Source organism: Pseudomonas sp. QLc11A (assembly GCF_052112305.1).
GTDB classification, from domain to species: Bacteria; Pseudomonadota; Gammaproteobacteria; order Pseudomonadales; family Pseudomonadaceae; genus Aquipseudomonas; species Aquipseudomonas laurylsulfatiphila.
In genome coordinates this window covers 78,581-95,858 of sequence record NZ_JAVAJJ010000023.1, presented here as the reverse complement: position 1 = coordinate 95,858, position 17,278 = coordinate 78,581, and the positions used below count along the sequence as shown (strand labels likewise).

Below are 17,278 nucleotides of genomic sequence, written 5' to 3'. Positions count from 1 at the left end.
TCAAGTGTTGATACTTCCCCATTCGCACTGTATCGGGGTCAGTCAGAGACCCGGATACTCAGGGTGTTAGCCATTCGATTACCCACCCCGGCACTCTGGTTCACCTGGATCACGCCCCGGCTGCCGGTAAAGGCCTGGTCGCTTGTCACGACCTGGCGACTGCCGTTTTGGGTGCCAGTTGCTCCCGAGCTCGGTAGCAACGCCACGTTCTGTTGAGAAAGAGCACTGTCGTCGATGGCTTGTGGTGCAGCGCCGATGCTGATGCGCAGGGCGTTGGCCATCTGGTTGTTCGCCCCGGCACTCTGGTTGACGCCCAGTACGCCGTTGCCATTACTGAAAGAGGTGCCACCGATATTGGCCGTCGCATCCATCGACGGATTGGCCGGCGTGGTGATGCTCTGCCTGACGCTGGTGGTCGCCCCGGTTTCGGTTCCAATGGCGATCGCGCGGACGTTGGCCTGCTGCTGTTGATCACCCGCCGCCTGGTTGACGCTGAAGTTGCCTCGGTATTGGGTACCGGAATCCAGGAGGGTGGCGTTGTTCACCGAACTGACGCCCGAATCGGCCATCACGCTGGTGCCGCCGAGCAGGGCAAGTAACAGGGCAGGTAAAAGGGCAGTTAAAAAAAGGGAACGATCCATCTCATTGCCCCCCCGTGATTCTGCCCAGTGGGCTGAGGCCGCTGCTCATGGCGCGGTTGATGGTTCCGGAAATGGTGCCGCCGCTGCCACCACTGTGGCCGACGGACATGCCGGGCAAACCGTTGGGGTTGGTGATGACATTCAGGCCGTGCATGCCGCCCGGGTTTTGCCCGAAGCTGTTATGAGGGGTCGTACCGGTGGTTACCCCGGCGATGTCGGCGTCGCTGAGTTCGCCGGTGACGCGGGCAGAAGGGTTGGCGCTGATGGTGGCCGGGTTCGGATCCCTGCCGCCGCTGCGACCGATGAGCGTTGGGTGAACGGTACGGTCAAGCACGATGACACCGTTGCCTTCGGCTTGAACGTTTAAACTGAGAACAGTGCCAGCAGCGGTCGCGATCAGCAGGAGGCACATCAAGCCTTTTTTTTTGAATATCTCCACGACATTCATTCCTTCATTTGTAAGCTGGCCACGGTCAGCTGTGTGAGGAATACAGCGAAAGCTGTGCCGCCTTTTGAATATCGAGTTGATTCAATGGCTTACAGACTTGGTTCGGGAACCCTTTGTCGAGGGTGTACCAACGGTGAGACGAATCCATGCGCTGGCAGCCCGTAATTGCGGACAAACCCCTCTGGAACAAGGGTTCTAGTGTTGTTGTAACAATGCTTTAACACATCCTGTGGGCAAGCGGTGAGGGGTGTTGAAACGGGTAGTTTCAGGCAGGGAGGTTGTTTCAGGATCGGACACTTTCCCCCCCACAGCAGGGGGAGGGTGGGGAAAATGCCCCAAACGCCGGTCAGGCGCCGAGCAATCGGGTCACGGCGTTCAGTGCCTGGATTCGGCGTTCTGTCCAATCTCCGTGCAGCACTTGAACCGGTTGTGCGTGGTGTTCAAGCCAGGCCAGGGTCTGCTCGAAAAATGCCTGACGCTCACTCAATCGGGGCTGGCAACGCTGGCCGTCATCCGTCCACTCGACGTGCTCCGGTGACAGCAGCAGGTGTAAATCGTAATGCCGGGCCAGTAGCGTTTGTTCAATCCAGGCGGGGCAATCGCCAAACAGGGTCTGGCTCCAGAGGATATTGCTCAGCAGGTGCGTGTCGAGGATGAGCAAAGGTGGCTGTTGCGCCCGCGCCTGGTCTTCCCATGCCAATTGACCGCGGGCGATGGGCGTAATGTCGGCCAACGTGGTGTCCCGCGGATTCTGCTCGATGAACCAGCGCACGTACTCGTCAACCAGCATTCCGCCGAAACGCTGTTGCAACTCGGCTGCCAGCCAGCTTTTACCGCTGGATTCAGGGCCTGTGAGGACCAGGACTTTCATGCGCGCAATGCCGGGTCGGCACGCCATTCGCGCCAGCCCTGTACGGCGATGACGGCGAACAACCCGTACAGGGTGGCGGTCAGGTACAGGCCTTTATAGACGAACAACCCGACGAATATCACATCCAGAGCGATCCACAACGGCCAGCACTGGACACGTTTTTGCGCCATCCAGACCTGCGCCACCAGGCTGAACCCGGTGAGCGCCGCATCAAGCCAGGGCTGTGCAGCGTCGGTCCAGTGGGCCATGGCGGCTCCCAGCGACAGACTGCCGACGGCACCAATGGCCAGGCTCAACACCACGGTTCGAGCGTCGAGGCGACTGACTTCGCGACCATGGGTCGTGTCGCCAACCCGTGTCCACTGCCACCAGCCGTAAAGCTGCAAGGCGGCATAGACGACTTGCAGCAGCATGTCGGAATACAGTTTCACCTCAAAAAAGATCCAACTGTAGAGCAGCACCATGACCAGGCCGATAGGCCAGCACCAGGGGTTCTGTTTGACCGTCAGCCAGACGGCAATGACACCGAGGGCGGCGGCAAACAGTTCAAGCCCGGACATGGAGATACCTTTGGGAAATCAAAGAGGGGCGGATTGTAACCGCCGATCGGACTTGTCTGATAGGATTTCGCCCCCTCGCACAGGTAAAGCTGATTCAAGGCGGTTTTTTCACAGGATTTTAACGGTTCTGTGGTGATCCTTGATGCGCGGGAGAGCTCAGCCAGGCTGATCGCAAAAAGCATTTGAAAAATATTAACGGGGCATGCCGGCGTGCATAGCCTTTTGGGGGATTGATGGATCTTTGGACCGCCTTTCAGGCATTGATTCTTGGGGTTGTAGAAGGACTTACCGAGTTCCTGCCCATTTCCAGTACCGGCCACCAGATCATCGTGGCCGACTTGCTCGGCTTCGGGGGCGAGCGGGCGATGGCGTTTAACATCATCATTCAGCTGGGTGCCATCCTGGCGGTGGTGTGGGAGTTTCGACGCAAGATCTTCGACGTGGTCATCGGTCTGCCAACCCAGCCGGGCGCCCGGCGGTTTACCGCAAACCTGTTGATCGCGTTCTTGCCGGCCGTGGTGTTGGGCGTGATCTTCGCCGACCTGATTCACCATTACCTGTTTAATCCCATCACCGTGGCAACGGCGCTGGTCGTGGGCGGGATCGTGATGTTGTGGGCCGAGCGCCGCCAGCATGAAGTACACGCCGAATCCGTGGATGACATCACCTGGAAAGATGCCTTGAAAGTCGGCTTCGCCCAATGCCTGGCGATGATTCCGGGCACTTCGCGGTCGGGCTCGACGATCATCGGCGGTTTGCTGTTCGGCCTGTCGCGCAAGACCGCTACCGAGTTCTCGTTCTTCCTGGCGATGCCCACCATGGTCGGCGCAGCGGTGTACTCGGGCTACAAGTACCGTGAACTGTTTGTCCCGGCGGATTTCCCGGTGTTCGCCATCGGCTTCGTCACGGCGTTCATTTTTGCGATGATTGCGGTCCGCGGGCTGCTCAAGTTCATCGCCAACCACAGCTATGCGGCGTTTGCCTGGTATCGCATTGTGTTCGGCCTGATCATCCTGGCGACCTGGCAGTTCGGCTGGGTCGACTGGAGTGCGGTCAAGCCGTGAGTGACTCGCGCTCGCGCAACAACCCCGGACGCTCGTCCGGGGGACAGTTCCGCCATCCACGGCTGAAGTGGCTGTTGTTTGCAGTCCTGTGCACGTTGCCGCTGTCGGGTTCGCTGTCGTTATGGCTGCACGGGGAGTCGCTGATTCCCCTCGCGGCCTACGGCATCGTCAGCGTCGTGACGTTTTTCCCGTACTGGAGCGACAAGCGCAAGGCACGCGCCGAGCAATGGCGTACGCCGGAGAACGTCCTGCATGCGCTGGAGCTCGCCGGCGGCTGGCCCGGTGCATTGCTGGCTCAGCAGGCGTTTCGCCATAAAACCCGCAAAGTCTCGTACCAGTTGGTGTTCTGGATCATAGTGCTATTGCACCAGGTGTTCTGGATCGATCGCCTGTTTCTCGGCGCACATGTTTTCGCCTTGACCTTTTAAACAAAGCCCTACAGTAGCAGTCCGACTTGAGTGCGCCTGGGCAGTCTGCTCACCACCAATTGGTGGGAGCGCTGCAGCAAGCCCTGCAGTTCTTCGCTGCCGAGCGGGTAGGGCGTTTGCATGATGATCCACTGGGCGCGGGCCAGGTACGGCGCCGGGTGAATGCCCGGACGGTCGCAGTGACCGAGAAACAGATCCTTGTCGACCTTGAAGGCCAGGGAATCACCCCTCAGGCCCTGCAAGGCGAACATCTTGTTCCCGGCAATCGAAAACACCCGCACGCCTCCCCACTTATAGTCTTCCCGCGCTCCAGGCAGGGCGAGGCAGAACTTCGCGACGTCCTCTTCGCTCATCCGTCCAGCTTTCATAACAATCGTTCCCCACAGGCATTGAAGGATTCGACCAGGTGGTCAATCCAGGCGCGTACCGCCGGCATCACCCCACGTCGATGAGGATAGACCGCCTGCAGCCAGCCACCGGGCAGGGACCACTCGGGCAACAGCTGCACCAGCGAGCCGTTTTCCAGCTCCTGTTCGCAATACATCATGGGCAGCATCGTAAAGCCGATGCCGGAGAGGGTGCTGGCCTTGCGCACGATAAAGTCATCGATGCCCAGCCGGGCCTCGAGCGCGAGTTCACAACTCTTGCCGTTTTGATCCAGCAGGCGGATGTGCACCAGGCGGTCGGGTTCCAAGGCGCCGAGCACCGGCAGGCTTTTCAGATCTTCGGGGTGATTGATCTCACGACCTTTGAGGAAACCGGGGCTGGCGACCATCAGCATCTGCGCCTGACGCAGGCGGCGGGTGACCAGCAGCGGGTCTTCGTCGCCCAGCTCCCGCACGCGCAGGGCAACGTCAATGCCTTCGTTCACCAGGTCAACCCGGCGGTTGAGCAGCATGACCTCCAGCTGGACTTGCGGAAAGCGTTCGAGAAAGTCGCTGATTACCCCCGGTAGTATTTCGTGGGCCAACCCGACCGGGCAGGACACCCGCAAACGCCCTCGGGGTTCGCTGGACATGCTGGCCACGGCCTCGTCGGCCATTTCCGCTTCCAGCAGCATCGCCTGGCAGTGCCTGAGGTAGCGTTCACCCACAGCGGTCAGTTTCAGCTGTCGGGTGGTGCGTTGCAGCAAACGTGCACCCAGGCGCTCTTCCAGTTCGGCGATGCGCCGCGACAGTCGGGACTTGGGGATGCCCAGCAAGCGTCCGGCTGCCGCGAATCCGCCGGCTTCCACGACTTTGGCAAAGTAATACAGGTCGTTGAGGTCTTGCATGATGTGCATCCGATTGTTCTATCTGTGGGACGAACTATCGCATTGTTGCCGACTAATCAGCTATTGGTTTCGTCTGTAGGATTAGTCCCATCAGATCGCCCTTGTGGGCGATCCTCACTTGGAGATCCCACATGAAACTGCTGCATATCGATTCGAGCATCCTGGGCGACAACTCCGCTTCCCGTCAGTTGAGCGGTGAAGTCGTAAAGGCCTGGCAAGCCGCCGAGCCAACCGCCGTAGTGACCTACCGCGACTTGGCCGCTGATGCCATCAGCCATTTCTCTTCCACTACCCTGGTCGCCGCCGGCACCACCGCTGAACTGCGAAACGCCGCACAACAGCACGAAGCCGAACTGAGCGCCTCGACCCTGGCCGAATTCCTGGCCGCCGATGCCGTGGTGATTGCCGCACCGATGTACAACTTCACCATCCCGACTCAGTTGAAGGCCTGGATCGATCGCATCGCCGTCGCCGGCCAGACCTTCCGCTACACCGAAGCCGGCCCTGAAGGCCTGTGCGGCGGCAAGAAAGTGGTGATCGTTTCGACTTCCGGCGGCATGCACGCCGGTCAGGCAACCGGAGTTGCCCACGAAGAATATTTGAAGTTGCTGTTCGGTTTCATCGGTATCACCGACATCGAAATCGTCCGCGCCGAAGGCCTGGCTTACGGTGACGACGTACGCAGCAAAGCCATGAGCGCTGCTCAGGCGCAAATCAGCGAGCAGTTGTTCGCTGCTGCGTAAGGCCTGCGTAAAAGTTCGCAACCGTTCAGGTAAAGCCCAAAAAACTCTGTATTCTGGCTACGCAAGTACCAGCTGCGGAGTTTTTTGTTTCTGGTCGTTTCGGGTGGTGGTCCGACTTATGCAATTCGGGGTGTACGTCTCAAGTCCGGTAACAAGGTGGGCATCTCATGGTGCGTCTTTGTGCAACTTTACTGATTTGCCTGCTCAGCAGCCTGAATACAGTGCACGCCGCGCCTGCACCGCATCCGCACTGGAGCGTCGGCTTTCATGAGATGACGTTTCTCGACCCACTGGACCTGCAGCCGATGCGTGCCATCGCCTTCTATCCTTCCAGTGATTGGGAGCACACCAGCAAACTCGAGGGTTATACCGTCGAAGCCGGGGAGGACACCAAGGTCGCCATTGGCCGGTTCCCGATGCTGATGCTGTCCCACGGCAACACCGGAACCCCCCTGGCCTTGCACGACCTCGCCACCTCGCTGGCACGCAAAGGTTTCGTGGTGGTGGCGGTGATCCACCCCGGTGACAACTCCAGGGACCACAGCCGCCTCGGTACTTTGAGTAACCTGTATGGCCGGCCGATCCAGATTTCCGAAGCCATCACTGCCACCCTGGGCGACCGCATGTTGTCCCCCTTCGTCAACGCCGATCAGGTTGGCGTCATTGGTTATTCGGCCGGTGGCGAGACCGCATTGATTCTGTCCGGCGCCACGCCGGACCTGGATCGCTTGCGCCGTTATTGCCAGGAACGTCCGGACGACCGCGACGCCTGCAATACCCAAGGCGAGTTGATTGTCGACCGCGACGACCTGCAACCGGTGGCGGACCCACGGGTGCACGCCTTGATGCTGATGGCGCCGTTGAGCCTGAAGTTCGGTCGCCACACCCTGGCCGATGTGCACGTGCCGGTGCTGCTTTACAGCGGCGATGGCGACAAGCTGGTGGCGGTGGACAAGAATGCCGCGGCACTGGCGCGCAAGTTGCCGACGGCGCCTGACTTCAAGTTACTGGCGGGAGCAGGGCACTTCGTCTTCATGGCGCCGTGCAATGACGAGCAGATAGCGATCATGCCCGCGCTGTGTACCGATGCCGATGGCGTCGATCGGCAAGACATTCATCGCAATCTGATCTCTGAAGCCGCAAGCTTCTTCTCGCGCACCCTGGGCAGGGCGAACCGGGCCGGGATGCAGACCGCCGATCAATGAACGCAGGATCGGCGGATTTCATTAACCGTTACTTATTGGCCAGCGCTGTTTCCAGTGTTTTAACTCTGGCATCAAGTTCGCGAACAGACTCGATAAGCGGCGCCACCAGTTTTTGATAGTCCACTTGTAGGTGTTCGCCATCGGTGCGCACTAATTGTGGATAAATCTTTTGTACGTCCTGAGCAATCAAGCCAACATCAGCCTGGTTGTTTTGTTTCCAGTTAAATGTAACTCCGTGAAGTTTCAGGAGAGTCTCTGTTGGGTTTTCGAGGCGTTTCACATCGGTTTTCAGTCGCTCGTCGCTGAACGGGCAGCACTCGTCACCCGGCCCCGGCAAGTCGCCGATGTCCCAGCATTGACCGTTATGACAGATTTGCTGTGTCGAGCTTTCCGCATGGGCAGTGGAAGAAAGTGTAAGAACCATCGCCGGGGCGAGTATAGCTAAAGGCAGTATGCGCATTTTTGGTTCATCCTGATTTTCGATCTTATGAGGAAGTAGTGCGCCGGATTTTGTCAAAGCGTACAGCCAAAACAATGCTGGCACTTCTAACTAATCGATTCTGGATGTTGAATTTAAATTGCAGTCTGAAATAATTTAATCTTTATTGTTATTAGAAGATTCAACCGGTTCTGTGTCGGAACTGACGAGACAGCATCAGTGTCAAACAAAGTCCGGTCACCGACAACAACGCCGCACTGAAGAAAATCCACGAATACCCCATGTTCAATGCGATCGCGCCCATCAAGGGGCCGGCGATCGCCAGCGCCAGGTCGAAAAACACCGCATAGGCACTTAGTCCCGCGCCCCGGCTGGAATTGGGCACCTGTTTGATTGCCTCGACACCCAGCGCCGGATACACCAGCGACAGGCCGAAGCCGGTCAGGCCGGCGCCAATCAGCGCGTACCCGGTCGACGGTGCCAGCCACAGCAGCACCAGGCCCACCGTCTCGATGCACATGCAGGCAATGGCGCAGGTGAACCCGCCGAATCGGCTGATGGCGGAAATGAACAGCAGCCGCGACAGAATGAAACAGACCCCGAACACGGTCAGGCAATAGGCGGCACCGGTCCAGCCGCGATTGACGTAATACAGGGTGATAAAAGTCGTCAGGGTGCCATAGCCGATGGAAGCCAGGCTCAGGCTCGCGCCAAACGGCGCAATGCGCCCGAACACCGCCCAAAACGGCAAGCGTTCACCGCGTACCACCGGCACCGAGGGCTTGTTGCGAATCAGCAATAGTGCAGCCAGGGCCAGCAGCGACAGGGCGATGCCCAGGCTGGCGAAACCGAGTTGTTGCACCATGACCACGCCCAGCGGCGCACCAATGGCAATCGCACCATAGGAGGCGATGCCGTTCCAGGAAATCGACCTCGCGGTGTGCTCGGCGCCCACCTGACCCATGCACCAACTGATGGTGCCGACGCCGATCAAGCCTTGGGCAATGCCCAGCAACAAGCGCCCGGCGATCAGGATCAGCAGGCTGAGCAACGGAAAACCTTGCAACAGGGTCGACAGCAGCGTCAGCAGGCCACTGAGCACAATCCCGGACAAGCCATAGATGATCGCCCGCTTGGTGCCGACGCTGTCCGACATGCGCCCGGCCATGGGGCGACTGAGCAGGGTGGCGAGGTATTGCGAGCCGATGGTCAGCCCGGCCACGATGGCGCTGAACCCCAGTTGCTCGTGGACATAACCCGGCAATACCGCAATCGGCAAACCGATGCAGAGGAAGGCAATAAAGGTATAGAACACGATGGAGACGATCTGCAGGGTGATCGCCATGGAGCTTTGCGGGGGCACTTGCTGCACAGACATGAGGGCTCGTTCGCGGGCGGCGGTGGGAGAGCTGCATCATGGCGCGGTGGTGGGGTAAAAGGAAGCAGGCTAACTGTTTTTGCTTTTCAGCGTTCTTGAATCAGCCTTCGCGAGCAGGGGCCTGCATTCAATTGTGGGAGCGAGCCTGCTCGCGATGGAGGTTAAGAATAACGCGCGCTTACTGACTAAACGTGGTGATCTTGGGTCCATCGCGAGCAAGCTCGCTCCTACAGGCTGGTCTTAGAAAACTACACCCTGGCTACGCAGGTAGTCGTCATAGGTGCCGCTGAAGTCAGTCACGCCGTTCGGGCTCAACTCGATGATGCGGGTGGCCAGGGACGATACGAACTCACGGTCGTGGCTGACGAAGATCAGCGTGCCCGGGTAGTTTTCCAGCGCCAGGTTCAGCGCCTCGATGGACTCCATGTCCAGGTGGTTGGTCGGTTCGTCCATCACCAGAACGTTCGGCTTTTGCAGGATCAGCTTGCCGAACAGCATGCGGCCTTGCTCACCACCGGAAATGACCTTGACCGACTTGAGGATCTCGTCGTTGGAGAACAGCATGCGGCCCAGGGTGCCACGGATGATCTGCTCGCCCTGGGTCCACTGGCCCATCCAGTCGAACAGGCTGACGTCGTCTTCGAAGTCATGGGCGTGGTCCTGGGCGTAGTAGCCCAGCTCCGCACTTTCGGTCCACTTCACGGAACCGGCGTCCGGGGTCAGCTCGCCCATCAAGGTACGCAGCAGGGTGGTCTTGCCGATACCGTTCGGGCCGATGATCGCCACGCGCTCGCCGGCTTCGACGGTGAAGCTGAAGTTCTTGAACAGGGTCTTGCCGTCGAAGCCCTTGGACATCTGTTCGATGGTCACGGCCTGGCGGTGCAGTTTCTTGGTCTGTTCGAAGCGGATGAACGGGCTCACGCGGCTCGATGGCTTGACTTCGGCCAGCTGGATCTTGTCGATCTGCTTGGCGCGGGAAGTGGCCTGCTTGGCTTTCGAGGCGTTGGCCGAGAAGCGGCTGACGAACGTTTGCAGTTCGGCGATCTGGGCTTTCTTCTTGGCGTTGTCCGACAGCAGTTGCTCGCGGGACTGGGTCGCCGCGGTCATGTATTCGTCGTAGTTGCCCGGGAACAGGCGCAGCTCGCCATAGTCCAGGTCGGCCATGTGGGTGCAGACGCTGTTGAGGAAGTGACGGTCGTGGGAAATGATGATCATGGTGCTGTTACGCACGGTGAGAATCGATTCCAGCCAGCGAATGGTATTGATGTCCAGGTGGTTGGTCGGTTCGTCGAGCAACAGCACTTCCGGATCGGAGAACAGCGCCTGGGCCAGCAATACGCGCAGCTTCCAGCCCGGTGCCACTTCGGACATCGGACCGAAATGCTGTTCCAGGGGAATACCCAGGCCCAGCAGCAGTTCACCGGCGCGGGATTCGGCGGTGTAGCCGTCCATTTCGGCGAATTCGGTTTCCAGCTCGGCCACGGCCATGCCGTCTTCTTCGCTCATTTCCGGCAAAGAATAGATGCGGTCACGCTCGGCCTTGACCTTCCACAGCTCTTCGTGACCCATGATCACGGTGTCGATCACGGTAAATTCTTCGTAGGCGAACTGGTCCTGGCGCAATTTACCCAGGCGCACGTTCGGCTCCAGCATGACCTGGCCGCCGGACGGCTCGAGGTCGCCGCCGAGGATCTTCATGAAGGTCGACTTGCCGCAACCGTTGGCGCCGATCAGGCCGTAACGGTTGCCACCGTTGAACTTGACCGAAACGTTTTCGAAGAGCGGCTTGGCGCCGAACTGCATCGTGATGTTAGCTGTAGAAATCAAAGGTTTTTCCTGCGAAGCATTCAGAGTAGCTAGGGGTGCGGCAGTACCGGTTCAGTACCCGTTTCCACTGTCCGGTCCGCGGGACATTCATCCCGATCGGCAGTGGAAGTTCAATCTGGCATTAAGTGGACAGCAGCATGTGGCGCGCCTGGCCCGAGTCGACGTGCGCTGAAAGGGGGATTTCCCGCTTTCAACCTGGTGGCGCGTAAAGTTTGGCGGCGATTGTACTGGTCTGGCTCTTTAAACGATAGGGCGTTGAGGCCGCAGTGACGTTTCGACGGATTTTGTGGACAGTTTTTCACAGTTACAGGTTAACTATTGATTACAAACTGTGGCTAAAATGCCATCTGTCGGCCAAGCGCCGATCGTCGGTGTAGCTCAATGGCGCTACAGGGCCGCTGTTTCGTTTTCAGCCGCTGCACAAGACCCGGAGACCGGCATTCCGGTAAAGGGCGCAGTTTGTTTTCTTCTGACGTGTGACGATTTCCGTGAAACTGATCATTGCCGTTATCTACGTTGTCTCTATTGCGTATGTCCACCTGCGTGGTCAAGTGCGCCATAAGCTGGGCCGCCAGTTGAGTGATCACTCGACGTTTCTGGCGCCGATCAATTGCTTTCTTTATCTGTTTTCGAAAATCCCCAACAAACCCTATCTCGACCCGGCCGACTTCCCCGACCTGAGTCCGCTGCAGGCGCACTGGGAAGAAATTCGTGCCGAAGGCCAGAATTTGCTTCGGGCCGGCCAGATCAAGCGTTCGAACCAGTTCGATGACGTCGGATTCAACTCGTTTTTCAAGACCGGCTGGAAGCGCTTCTACCTCAAATGGTACGGCGACAGCCATCCATCGGCCATGAAGCTGTGCCCGCGCACCACCGAGCTGGTGCAGGGCATTGGTTCGATCAAGGCGGCAATGTTTGCCGAGTTGCCACCGGGATCCAGACTGGTGCGCCACCGCGACCCGTATGCCGGTTCGTACCGTTATCACCTGGGTCTGGAAACCCCCAACGCCGAGGGTTGCTACATCAATGTCGATGGCCAGAACTATCATTGGCGCGATGGCGAAGCGGTGATGTTCGATGAGACCTACATTCATTACGCGGAAAACACCACGCAGCAGAACCGCATCATTTTGTTCTGCGACGTCGAGCGGCCGATGAAATACAGGTGGGCAGCGGCATTCAATCGCTGGTTCAGTCGTCATGTCATGTCGGCGGCGGGTGCACCCAACGAGGCGGGCGACAAGACCGGTGGCCTCAACCGCCTGTTCGGCAAGATCTACAAGGTTCGCCTGCACGGCAAGCAACTGAAAAAACGCAACCGCAAGCTTTATTACCTCGAAAAGTGGTCGATCTTCGCCGGGTTGCTGGTGGTCATCATTCTGATCTGAGTGGTATGTCCGGGCGGCGTCCAGACGATGAGGCCGGTACATCCAGCCAATCACTGACCGGCTTTCTTCTTCGCGGCCGGTTTGCTGTTCGCCTTGGGCCTGGCCGTTGCTTTGCCGGCACCCTTGCTGCCCAGGCTACGCTTGAGCAGTTCGGTCAGGTCAATGACATCCGCCGTTTTACGTAGCTCTTCACCAGAGGCGGTTTCGACGTCTTCAATCTTGCCTTCGTGCGCCTTCTTGTCCACCAGGGCCATGATCTTGTCCTCGAAACCATCCCGATAGTCTTGCGGCGTCCACTGGGCGCTCATGTCCTCCACCAGGCGCCTGGCCATGTCCAGTTCGCCCTTGGCCAGTTCCGGCCGGGTCACTTCGCTGCCCAGCGCCAACTCATCGAGGCTTCGGACTTCCGCCGGCCAGCGCAGCATCACCAGCACCAGCGCCGACTCCAGCGGCATCAGCGCGGCCAGGTGCTGGCGGGTATGCAGCACCACATGGGCGAGGGCGACCTTGCCGGTTTTGCTCAGGGTTTCGCGCAGCAGTGCATAGACCTTGCCGCCGCGCTTGTCGGGTGCCAGGTAGTAAGGCGTGTCGATGTTCTGCAAGGGAATCTGCTCGCCGTCGACAAAGGAAAAAATGTCGATGGTTTGGGTCGAGAGCGGGTGAGCGCTGCGGATCTCCTCCTCACTGAGCACCACGTACCGGCCCTTTTCGTATTGCACGCCCTTGACGATGTGCTCCTTGGTGACTTCCTTGCCCGTGACCTTGTTGACACGCTTATAGCCCACCGGGTCCATGCTGCGGCTGTCGAGCCAGTCGAAATCGACGCCCTGGGAGGACGTTGCCGAGACCAGCGCCACGGGGATATGCACCAGTCCGAAGCTGATTGCGCCTTTCCAGATTGCCCGTGCCATGGTCGTCTACTCGAAAGTGATGTTCAGGTGACCTGCGGCCTCGAGCAAAAGTTTCCGTGGTCTTTGGGGGCCGTTCCTTTAACCGGATCAACGTCGTGTTACATCTTGCCGGGGAGGTTTTTGTTAACAAATACGAACCCCGGGCGTAGCGTGATATCGAAGTCCTTATCCACGTGACGTAGCGAGGCACCCCCATGAACCGATACGTGTATGGCGCCCTTGCGCTGGCCTTGAGTGCCATGCTGGTGCCACTGGTCGAGGCCGACACCTCTGCTTCGTTGCGCGTGGCCCAGAACCTGCCGGGCAGCACCAACAACAACCCTTACAGCAGCCCGATCAACCGGGCCAACCCCAACAGCATGCAAGGCACCCGACCCAGTGCCCCGGCCATTCGCGGGCCCAATACCGTGCCGGTCCCGCGCCCGCCGACACTGGACAACGGCGGCATCGGTAATCGCTATCCCGAGCGGAGCGCTCCCGCCAGCCCACCGACATTCATTCCCAATCCTGCGCCACGAGACGCCGGCACCGGCAACCGTTGAGTGGCCGGCAGGACGTACGCCCACCCTGTTTTCCAGGCCTCATGATCATCAGAAAAGGAGTCTGCATGTTGCGCAAAAACTCATTGGCAATCCTCTGTGCCAGCGTATTGATCGCCGCCACTGTCCCTGTGCTTGCCGCGCCCACCCAGACAATGAAAAGCGAAGAAGGCACACTCGAGGTGACCACCGTCGTGACGGGGCTGGAGCACCCCTGGGCGCTGGCATTCCTGCCGGATGGTAAAAACATGCTGGTCACCGAGCGGCCCGGCAACCTGCGGCTGGTCACCGCCGACGGCAAGCTGTCGGCGCCGCTCAATGGCGTGCCAACGGTCTGGGCCAAGGCCCAGGGCGGCTTGCTCGACGTCGCGTTGTCACCCGATTTCAAACAGGACCGGATGGTCTATCTGTCTTATGCCGAAGGGGGTGGAGCGGATAACAAGGCCGGTACGGTGGTGGGGCGCGGTCGGCTCTCCGACGATCTGACGGCGATCAAGGATTTCCGGGTGATCCTGCGCCAGGAACCCAAACTTTCGGAAGGCAACCATTTTGGTTCGCGGCTGGTGTTCGATCGCGACGGCTATCTGTTCGTGACGCTGGGGGAAAACAATGAACGCCCGACCGCCCAGGACCTCGACAAGCTGCAAGGCAAGGTGGTGCGAATCTACCCGGACGGCACGGTGCCCAAGGACAACCCCTTTGTCGGCCAGGCCAACGTGCGCCCGGAAATCTGGTCCTACGGGCAGCGTAATCCGCAAGGCGCGGCGCTCAACCCGTGGAACGGCACGCTGTGGGAAAACGAACATGGCCCTCTGGGCGGCGATGAAATCAACATCATCGAGCGCGGCAGGAATTACGGCTGGCCGCTGGCGACCCATGGCATCAACTACTCCGGTAAACCGATTCCCGAAGCCAGGGGTGAAACCGTTGAAGGCACCGTTGCCCCGAACCATGTCTGGGAAAAGTCGCCGGGCCTGAGCGGCATGGCGTTCTACGATGCCGATCGATTCAAGGCCTGGCAAGGCAATGTGTTCATCGGCGCGTTGGTCAGCCAGGAGCTGATCCGCCTGGAATTCGATGGCGACAAGGTGATTCACGAGGAGCGCTTGCTCGGGGCGTTGAGAAAGCGCATTCGCGACGTGCGACAGGGGCCGGACGGGTATTTGTATGTGTTGACCGATGAAGAGGATGGTGCGTTGTATAAAGTCGGATTGAAGTGAATCTCACACGCCGCCTTCGCGAGCAAGCCCGCTCCCACAGGGGATTTCAGTGGGCGCAAGACCCGTGTGGGAGCGGGCTTGCTCGCGAAAGCAATTTCAAGGTTTCTACAACTGTCGAGTCGCGGCCGCCAATCTCTTACGATCCTGAACCCCGCGTACCACCAGATACAACAATGGCCCAACCGACACAAACACAGCGGTGATCAATAGATAAGGCACCACCGAAAGCGTCGATCGCCCGCGCTTTCGCGCATCCCGGTACATCCAGATACCCGCCAGCGTTGCCAGCAAGTAAAGATCGATCACCACCTGCGCAGTATCGGGACGCGACATCAGGCTGATGCCGAAGTCGATCAGCGATTGTTCGGCCTGGAGCATCACCGAAAGGGTATAGCCGGCAAAGGCGATCAGGGCGATAAGGGGCAGGGCAATGGCATTCATGTGTTCCTTCCTTGGGCAATGACCGGAATCGGCAGCCTAGAGGGATCTGCACAAATTTGCCATTGACTTGCCATCAACGCCCGGCTAATTTCGAGCCATGACTTCCACCGTATTGCGCTGCCAGCCAAGCATTATTACCGCCATTCCTCATTTGGCGGGCTAGCTCACGACTGCAGCACCCAACCCGCCCTCGAGGCGGGTTTTTACTTTCTGTCTCTCGGGCCCCGATCAATGTCAGGAGACGACCATGAGTTTTACAACCGACCAGCAAGCCTTGCTTGAACGCTACGTCAAAAAAATCCTTGCCGCGCCGGTATATGAACTGGCGGTGCGCACGCCGTTGCAAGCGGCACCGGCCTTGTCTGAGGCACTGGGCAACCAGGTCCTGCTCAAGCGCGAAGACTTGCAACCGACCTTTTCCTTCAAGATCCGCGGCGCCTACAACAAGCTGGTGCAACTGAGTGATACGCAAAAGGCTCGCGGCGTGGTCACGGCTTCTGCCGGTAATCATGCGCAGGGTGTGGCGCTGGCAGCGCGGGAGTTGGGGATTAGCGCCACCATCGTAATGCCTTGCACGACGCCGCAATTGAAGGTGATCGGAGTTCGTAGCCGGGGCGCCGATGCGGTATTGCATGGCGAAAGTTTTCCGTTTGCGCTGACCTATGCACTGGAACTGGCCGGGGAAAGCGGGCGCACCTTTGTTTCGCCCTTTGACGATCCGGATGTGATCGCGGGCCAAGGCACGGTGGCCATGGAAATCCTGCGTCAGCATCAAGGTCCGCTGGACGCGATCTTCGTGCCGGTGGGTGGCGGGGGGCTGATCGCAGGCATCGCCGCTTACATCAAATACTTGCGGCCGCAGGTGCGCATCGTTGGCGTCGAGTCGGAGCATTCGGCGTGTCTGCAAGCCGCGTTGCTGGCCGGTGAGCGAGTCATCCTGCCCAAGGTCGGCACCTTTGCCGATGGGGTGGCGGTGGCGCAGATCGGCGCTTACGGTTTTGAGGTTTGCCGGTTTGGCGTTGATGAGGTGGTGACGGTCAGCAATGATGAGCTTTGCGCCGCCATCAAGAATATCTACGACGATACCCGCTCGATCACCGAACCTTCCGGTGCGCTGGCCGTGGCCGGAATCAAGCAGTACGTGGCACGCAGCGGGGTACGCGGCCAGACGCTGGTCGCCATCGATTCCGGTGCCAACATCAATTTTGACAGCCTGGGGCATGTGGCCGAGCGCGCCGCGTTGAGCAGCGCGCCGGCATGACCCTGGTGCAGGCCAATAGCAGATGCCCGGGTTATTCCTGAATGGCTTTCTCGACCTTGTTCGACGCCGACCAGATTCGGTAGCGCACTTCGATGTCCTTGGGCACGTACAGCACGAGCGGCAGCTTGCTGTTGTAACGCAGCAGGAAGCCGTCGCCGACCACCGGCACAAAATCCTGTTTGCTCGTGCCGTCCGGGCAGGCCATCAGCGTGCTCATCGGGCCAATGACTTTTTCCAGGCGATAGAAGGGGTAGCCCCAACCTTCGAGATTTTTCTCTTCGAGAATGCCGCCCAGACGAGGGCGGTTGCAATCTACGGTCATGGTTTTACCGGCCAGGATCTCGACCTGGAAGTCGTCTTCCCGGGGCTGTGGCGCCAGGTGAATCACCTGGCGGGTAAACCCGCTCTCGGCTTTCGGATAGGGCGCGGTGTCTTCGAGTTTGGCGGCGTGCGCCACGCTGGCAAGCCCCAGTGCGAACAGCGCAGCGCCAGCGTTAACGGCCAAAGAATTCATGATGCCTCCTTGCTTGAAGTGAAGGGCGGCATTTTCACTGTCGTGTGGCACGAATGCAAACCCGCGGCGCCCAACGTGCAAACTGCAGGGGGCTCCAGGGGCGTATATTGCAAACTGCACGGCAGGT

20 protein-coding genes are annotated in these 17,278 nt (G+C 59.3%); 8 read left to right on the top strand and 12 right to left on the bottom strand.

What is annotated here, in order from left to right:
• Nucleotides 1–38: 38 nt before the first annotated feature.
• From Q8X48_RS26725 to pnuC, 4 genes are all read right to left on the bottom strand, one after another.
• A complete protein-coding gene (locus Q8X48_RS26725; protein ID WP_407802111.1) occupies nt 39–641 on the bottom strand; it encodes an adhesin in 603 nt (200 codons plus the stop codon).
• Between the two features lies 1 nt (nt 642).
• The gene (locus tag Q8X48_RS26720; protein ID WP_407802110.1) at nt 643–1,089 is read right to left on the bottom strand and encodes a hypothetical protein; all 447 of its coding nucleotides are present in this window, start codon (nt 1,087–1,089) and stop codon (nt 643–645) included.
• Nucleotides 1,090–1,435: 346 nt separating this feature from the next.
• Nucleotides 1,436–1,960 (bottom strand): AAA family ATPase, encoded by a 525-nt coding sequence (locus tag Q8X48_RS26715; RefSeq protein WP_126045744.1) that lies wholly within the window; start codon nt 1,958–1,960, stop codon nt 1,436–1,438.
• Entirely contained in the window at nt 1,957–2,520 is a 564-nt protein-coding gene (gene pnuC / locus Q8X48_RS26710) for a nicotinamide riboside transporter PnuC (protein ID WP_126045745.1), read from the bottom strand. Before pnuC ends, Q8X48_RS26715 begins: the two co-directional genes overlap by 4 nt.
• A gap of 233 nt (nt 2,521–2,753) precedes the next feature.
• Between pnuC and Q8X48_RS26705 the strand changes: the two genes are divergently transcribed.
• Both Q8X48_RS26705 and Q8X48_RS26700 read left to right on the top strand, forming a co-directional pair.
• Nucleotides 2,754–3,584 carry an undecaprenyl-diphosphate phosphatase gene (locus tag Q8X48_RS26705; RefSeq protein ID WP_126045746.1) on the top strand — a complete coding sequence of 277 codons (831 nt, stop codon included), beginning with the start codon at nt 2,754–2,756 and terminating at the stop codon, nt 3,582–3,584.
• Nucleotides 3,581–4,012, top strand: coding sequence for a DUF1294 domain-containing protein (locus Q8X48_RS26700; RefSeq protein ID WP_407802109.1), 432 nt, complete (start codon nt 3,581–3,583; stop codon nt 4,010–4,012). Before Q8X48_RS26705 ends, Q8X48_RS26700 begins: the two co-directional genes overlap by 4 nt.
• Before the next feature lie 8 nt (nt 4,013–4,020).
• Here the strand turns inward: Q8X48_RS26700 and Q8X48_RS26695 are convergent, their stop codons facing one another.
• The gene (locus tag Q8X48_RS26695) at nt 4,021–4,380 is read right to left on the bottom strand and encodes an MmcQ/YjbR family DNA-binding protein (protein ID WP_015095005.1); all 360 of its coding nucleotides are present in this window, start codon (nt 4,378–4,380) and stop codon (nt 4,021–4,023) included.
• Nucleotides 4,377–5,285, bottom strand: a complete 909-nt coding sequence (locus Q8X48_RS26690) for a LysR substrate-binding domain-containing protein (RefSeq protein ID WP_015095006.1) — start codon at nt 5,283–5,285, stop codon at nt 4,377–4,379. The genes Q8X48_RS26695 and Q8X48_RS26690 overlap by 4 nt, the downstream gene beginning before the upstream one ends.
• 131 nt (nt 5,286–5,416) lie before the next feature.
• Here Q8X48_RS26690 and Q8X48_RS26685 point away from each other — a divergent pair, with 131 nt between their 5' ends.
• Nucleotides 5,417–6,028: an FMN-dependent NADH-azoreductase gene (locus tag Q8X48_RS26685; RefSeq protein WP_407802108.1), complete on the top strand. Its 612-nt coding sequence runs from the start codon at nt 5,417–5,419 to the stop codon at nt 6,026–6,028.
• A gap of 167 nt (nt 6,029–6,195) precedes the next feature.
• Nucleotides 6,196–7,233: an alpha/beta hydrolase family protein gene (locus Q8X48_RS26680; protein WP_407802107.1), complete on the top strand. Its 1,038-nt coding sequence runs from the start codon at nt 6,196–6,198 to the stop codon at nt 7,231–7,233.
• A gap of 28 nt (nt 7,234–7,261) precedes the next feature.
• Here the strand turns inward: Q8X48_RS26680 and Q8X48_RS26675 are convergent, their stop codons facing one another.
• From Q8X48_RS26675 to Q8X48_RS26665, 3 genes are all read right to left on the bottom strand, one after another.
• Complete coding sequence (locus Q8X48_RS26675; RefSeq protein ID WP_407802106.1) at nt 7,262–7,777, bottom strand: tail fiber domain-containing protein; 516 nt, start codon at nt 7,775–7,777, stop codon at nt 7,262–7,264.
• Nucleotides 7,778–7,853: 76 nt separating this feature from the next.
• Nucleotides 7,854–9,050, bottom strand: coding sequence for an MFS transporter (locus Q8X48_RS26670; RefSeq protein WP_407802104.1), 1,197 nt, complete (start codon nt 9,048–9,050; stop codon nt 7,854–7,856).
• Between the two features lie 240 nt (nt 9,051–9,290).
• Nucleotides 9,291–10,877: an ABC-F family ATPase gene (locus Q8X48_RS26665; protein ID WP_033044478.1), complete on the bottom strand. Its 1,587-nt coding sequence runs from the start codon at nt 10,875–10,877 to the stop codon at nt 9,291–9,293.
• Nucleotides 10,878–11,365: 488 nt separating this feature from the next.
• Here Q8X48_RS26665 and lpxO point away from each other — a divergent pair, with 488 nt between their 5' ends.
• On the top strand, nt 11,366–12,265 hold the full coding sequence (gene lpxO / locus Q8X48_RS26660; protein WP_407802103.1) for a lipid A hydroxylase LpxO: 900 nt from the start codon (nt 11,366–11,368) through the stop codon (nt 12,263–12,265).
• Nucleotides 12,266–12,315: 50 nt separating this feature from the next.
• Here the strand turns inward: lpxO and ku are convergent, their stop codons facing one another.
• Nucleotides 12,316–13,176, bottom strand: coding sequence for a non-homologous end joining protein Ku (gene ku, locus Q8X48_RS26655; protein WP_126045751.1), 861 nt, complete (start codon nt 13,174–13,176; stop codon nt 12,316–12,318).
• 194 nt (nt 13,177–13,370) lie between these two features.
• Here ku and Q8X48_RS26650 point away from each other — a divergent pair, with 194 nt between their 5' ends.
• Entirely contained in the window at nt 13,371–13,718 is a 348-nt protein-coding gene (locus Q8X48_RS26650) for a hypothetical protein (protein WP_407802102.1), read from the top strand.
• A gap of 65 nt (nt 13,719–13,783) precedes the next feature.
• Nucleotides 13,784–14,935: a PQQ-dependent sugar dehydrogenase gene (locus Q8X48_RS26645; RefSeq protein ID WP_407802101.1), complete on the top strand. Its 1,152-nt coding sequence runs from the start codon at nt 13,784–13,786 to the stop codon at nt 14,933–14,935.
• A gap of 105 nt (nt 14,936–15,040) precedes the next feature.
• On the opposite strand, the gene Q8X48_RS26640 is transcribed toward Q8X48_RS26645, so the two are convergent.
• The gene (locus tag Q8X48_RS26640) at nt 15,041–15,376 is read right to left on the bottom strand and encodes a DUF2834 domain-containing protein (protein WP_407802100.1); all 336 of its coding nucleotides are present in this window, start codon (nt 15,374–15,376) and stop codon (nt 15,041–15,043) included.
• 247 nt (nt 15,377–15,623) lie between these two features.
• Here Q8X48_RS26640 and ilvA point away from each other — a divergent pair, with 247 nt between their 5' ends.
• Complete coding sequence (gene ilvA / locus Q8X48_RS26635) at nt 15,624–16,637, top strand: threonine ammonia-lyase, biosynthetic (RefSeq protein ID WP_407802099.1); 1,014 nt, start codon at nt 15,624–15,626, stop codon at nt 16,635–16,637.
• Nucleotides 16,638–16,668: 31 nt separating this feature from the next.
• Here the strand turns inward: ilvA and eco are convergent, their stop codons facing one another.
• Nucleotides 16,669–17,151, bottom strand: coding sequence for a serine protease inhibitor ecotin (gene eco / locus Q8X48_RS26630; RefSeq protein WP_407802097.1), 483 nt, complete (start codon nt 17,149–17,151; stop codon nt 16,669–16,671).
• Nucleotides 17,152–17,278: the final 127 nt, after the last annotated feature.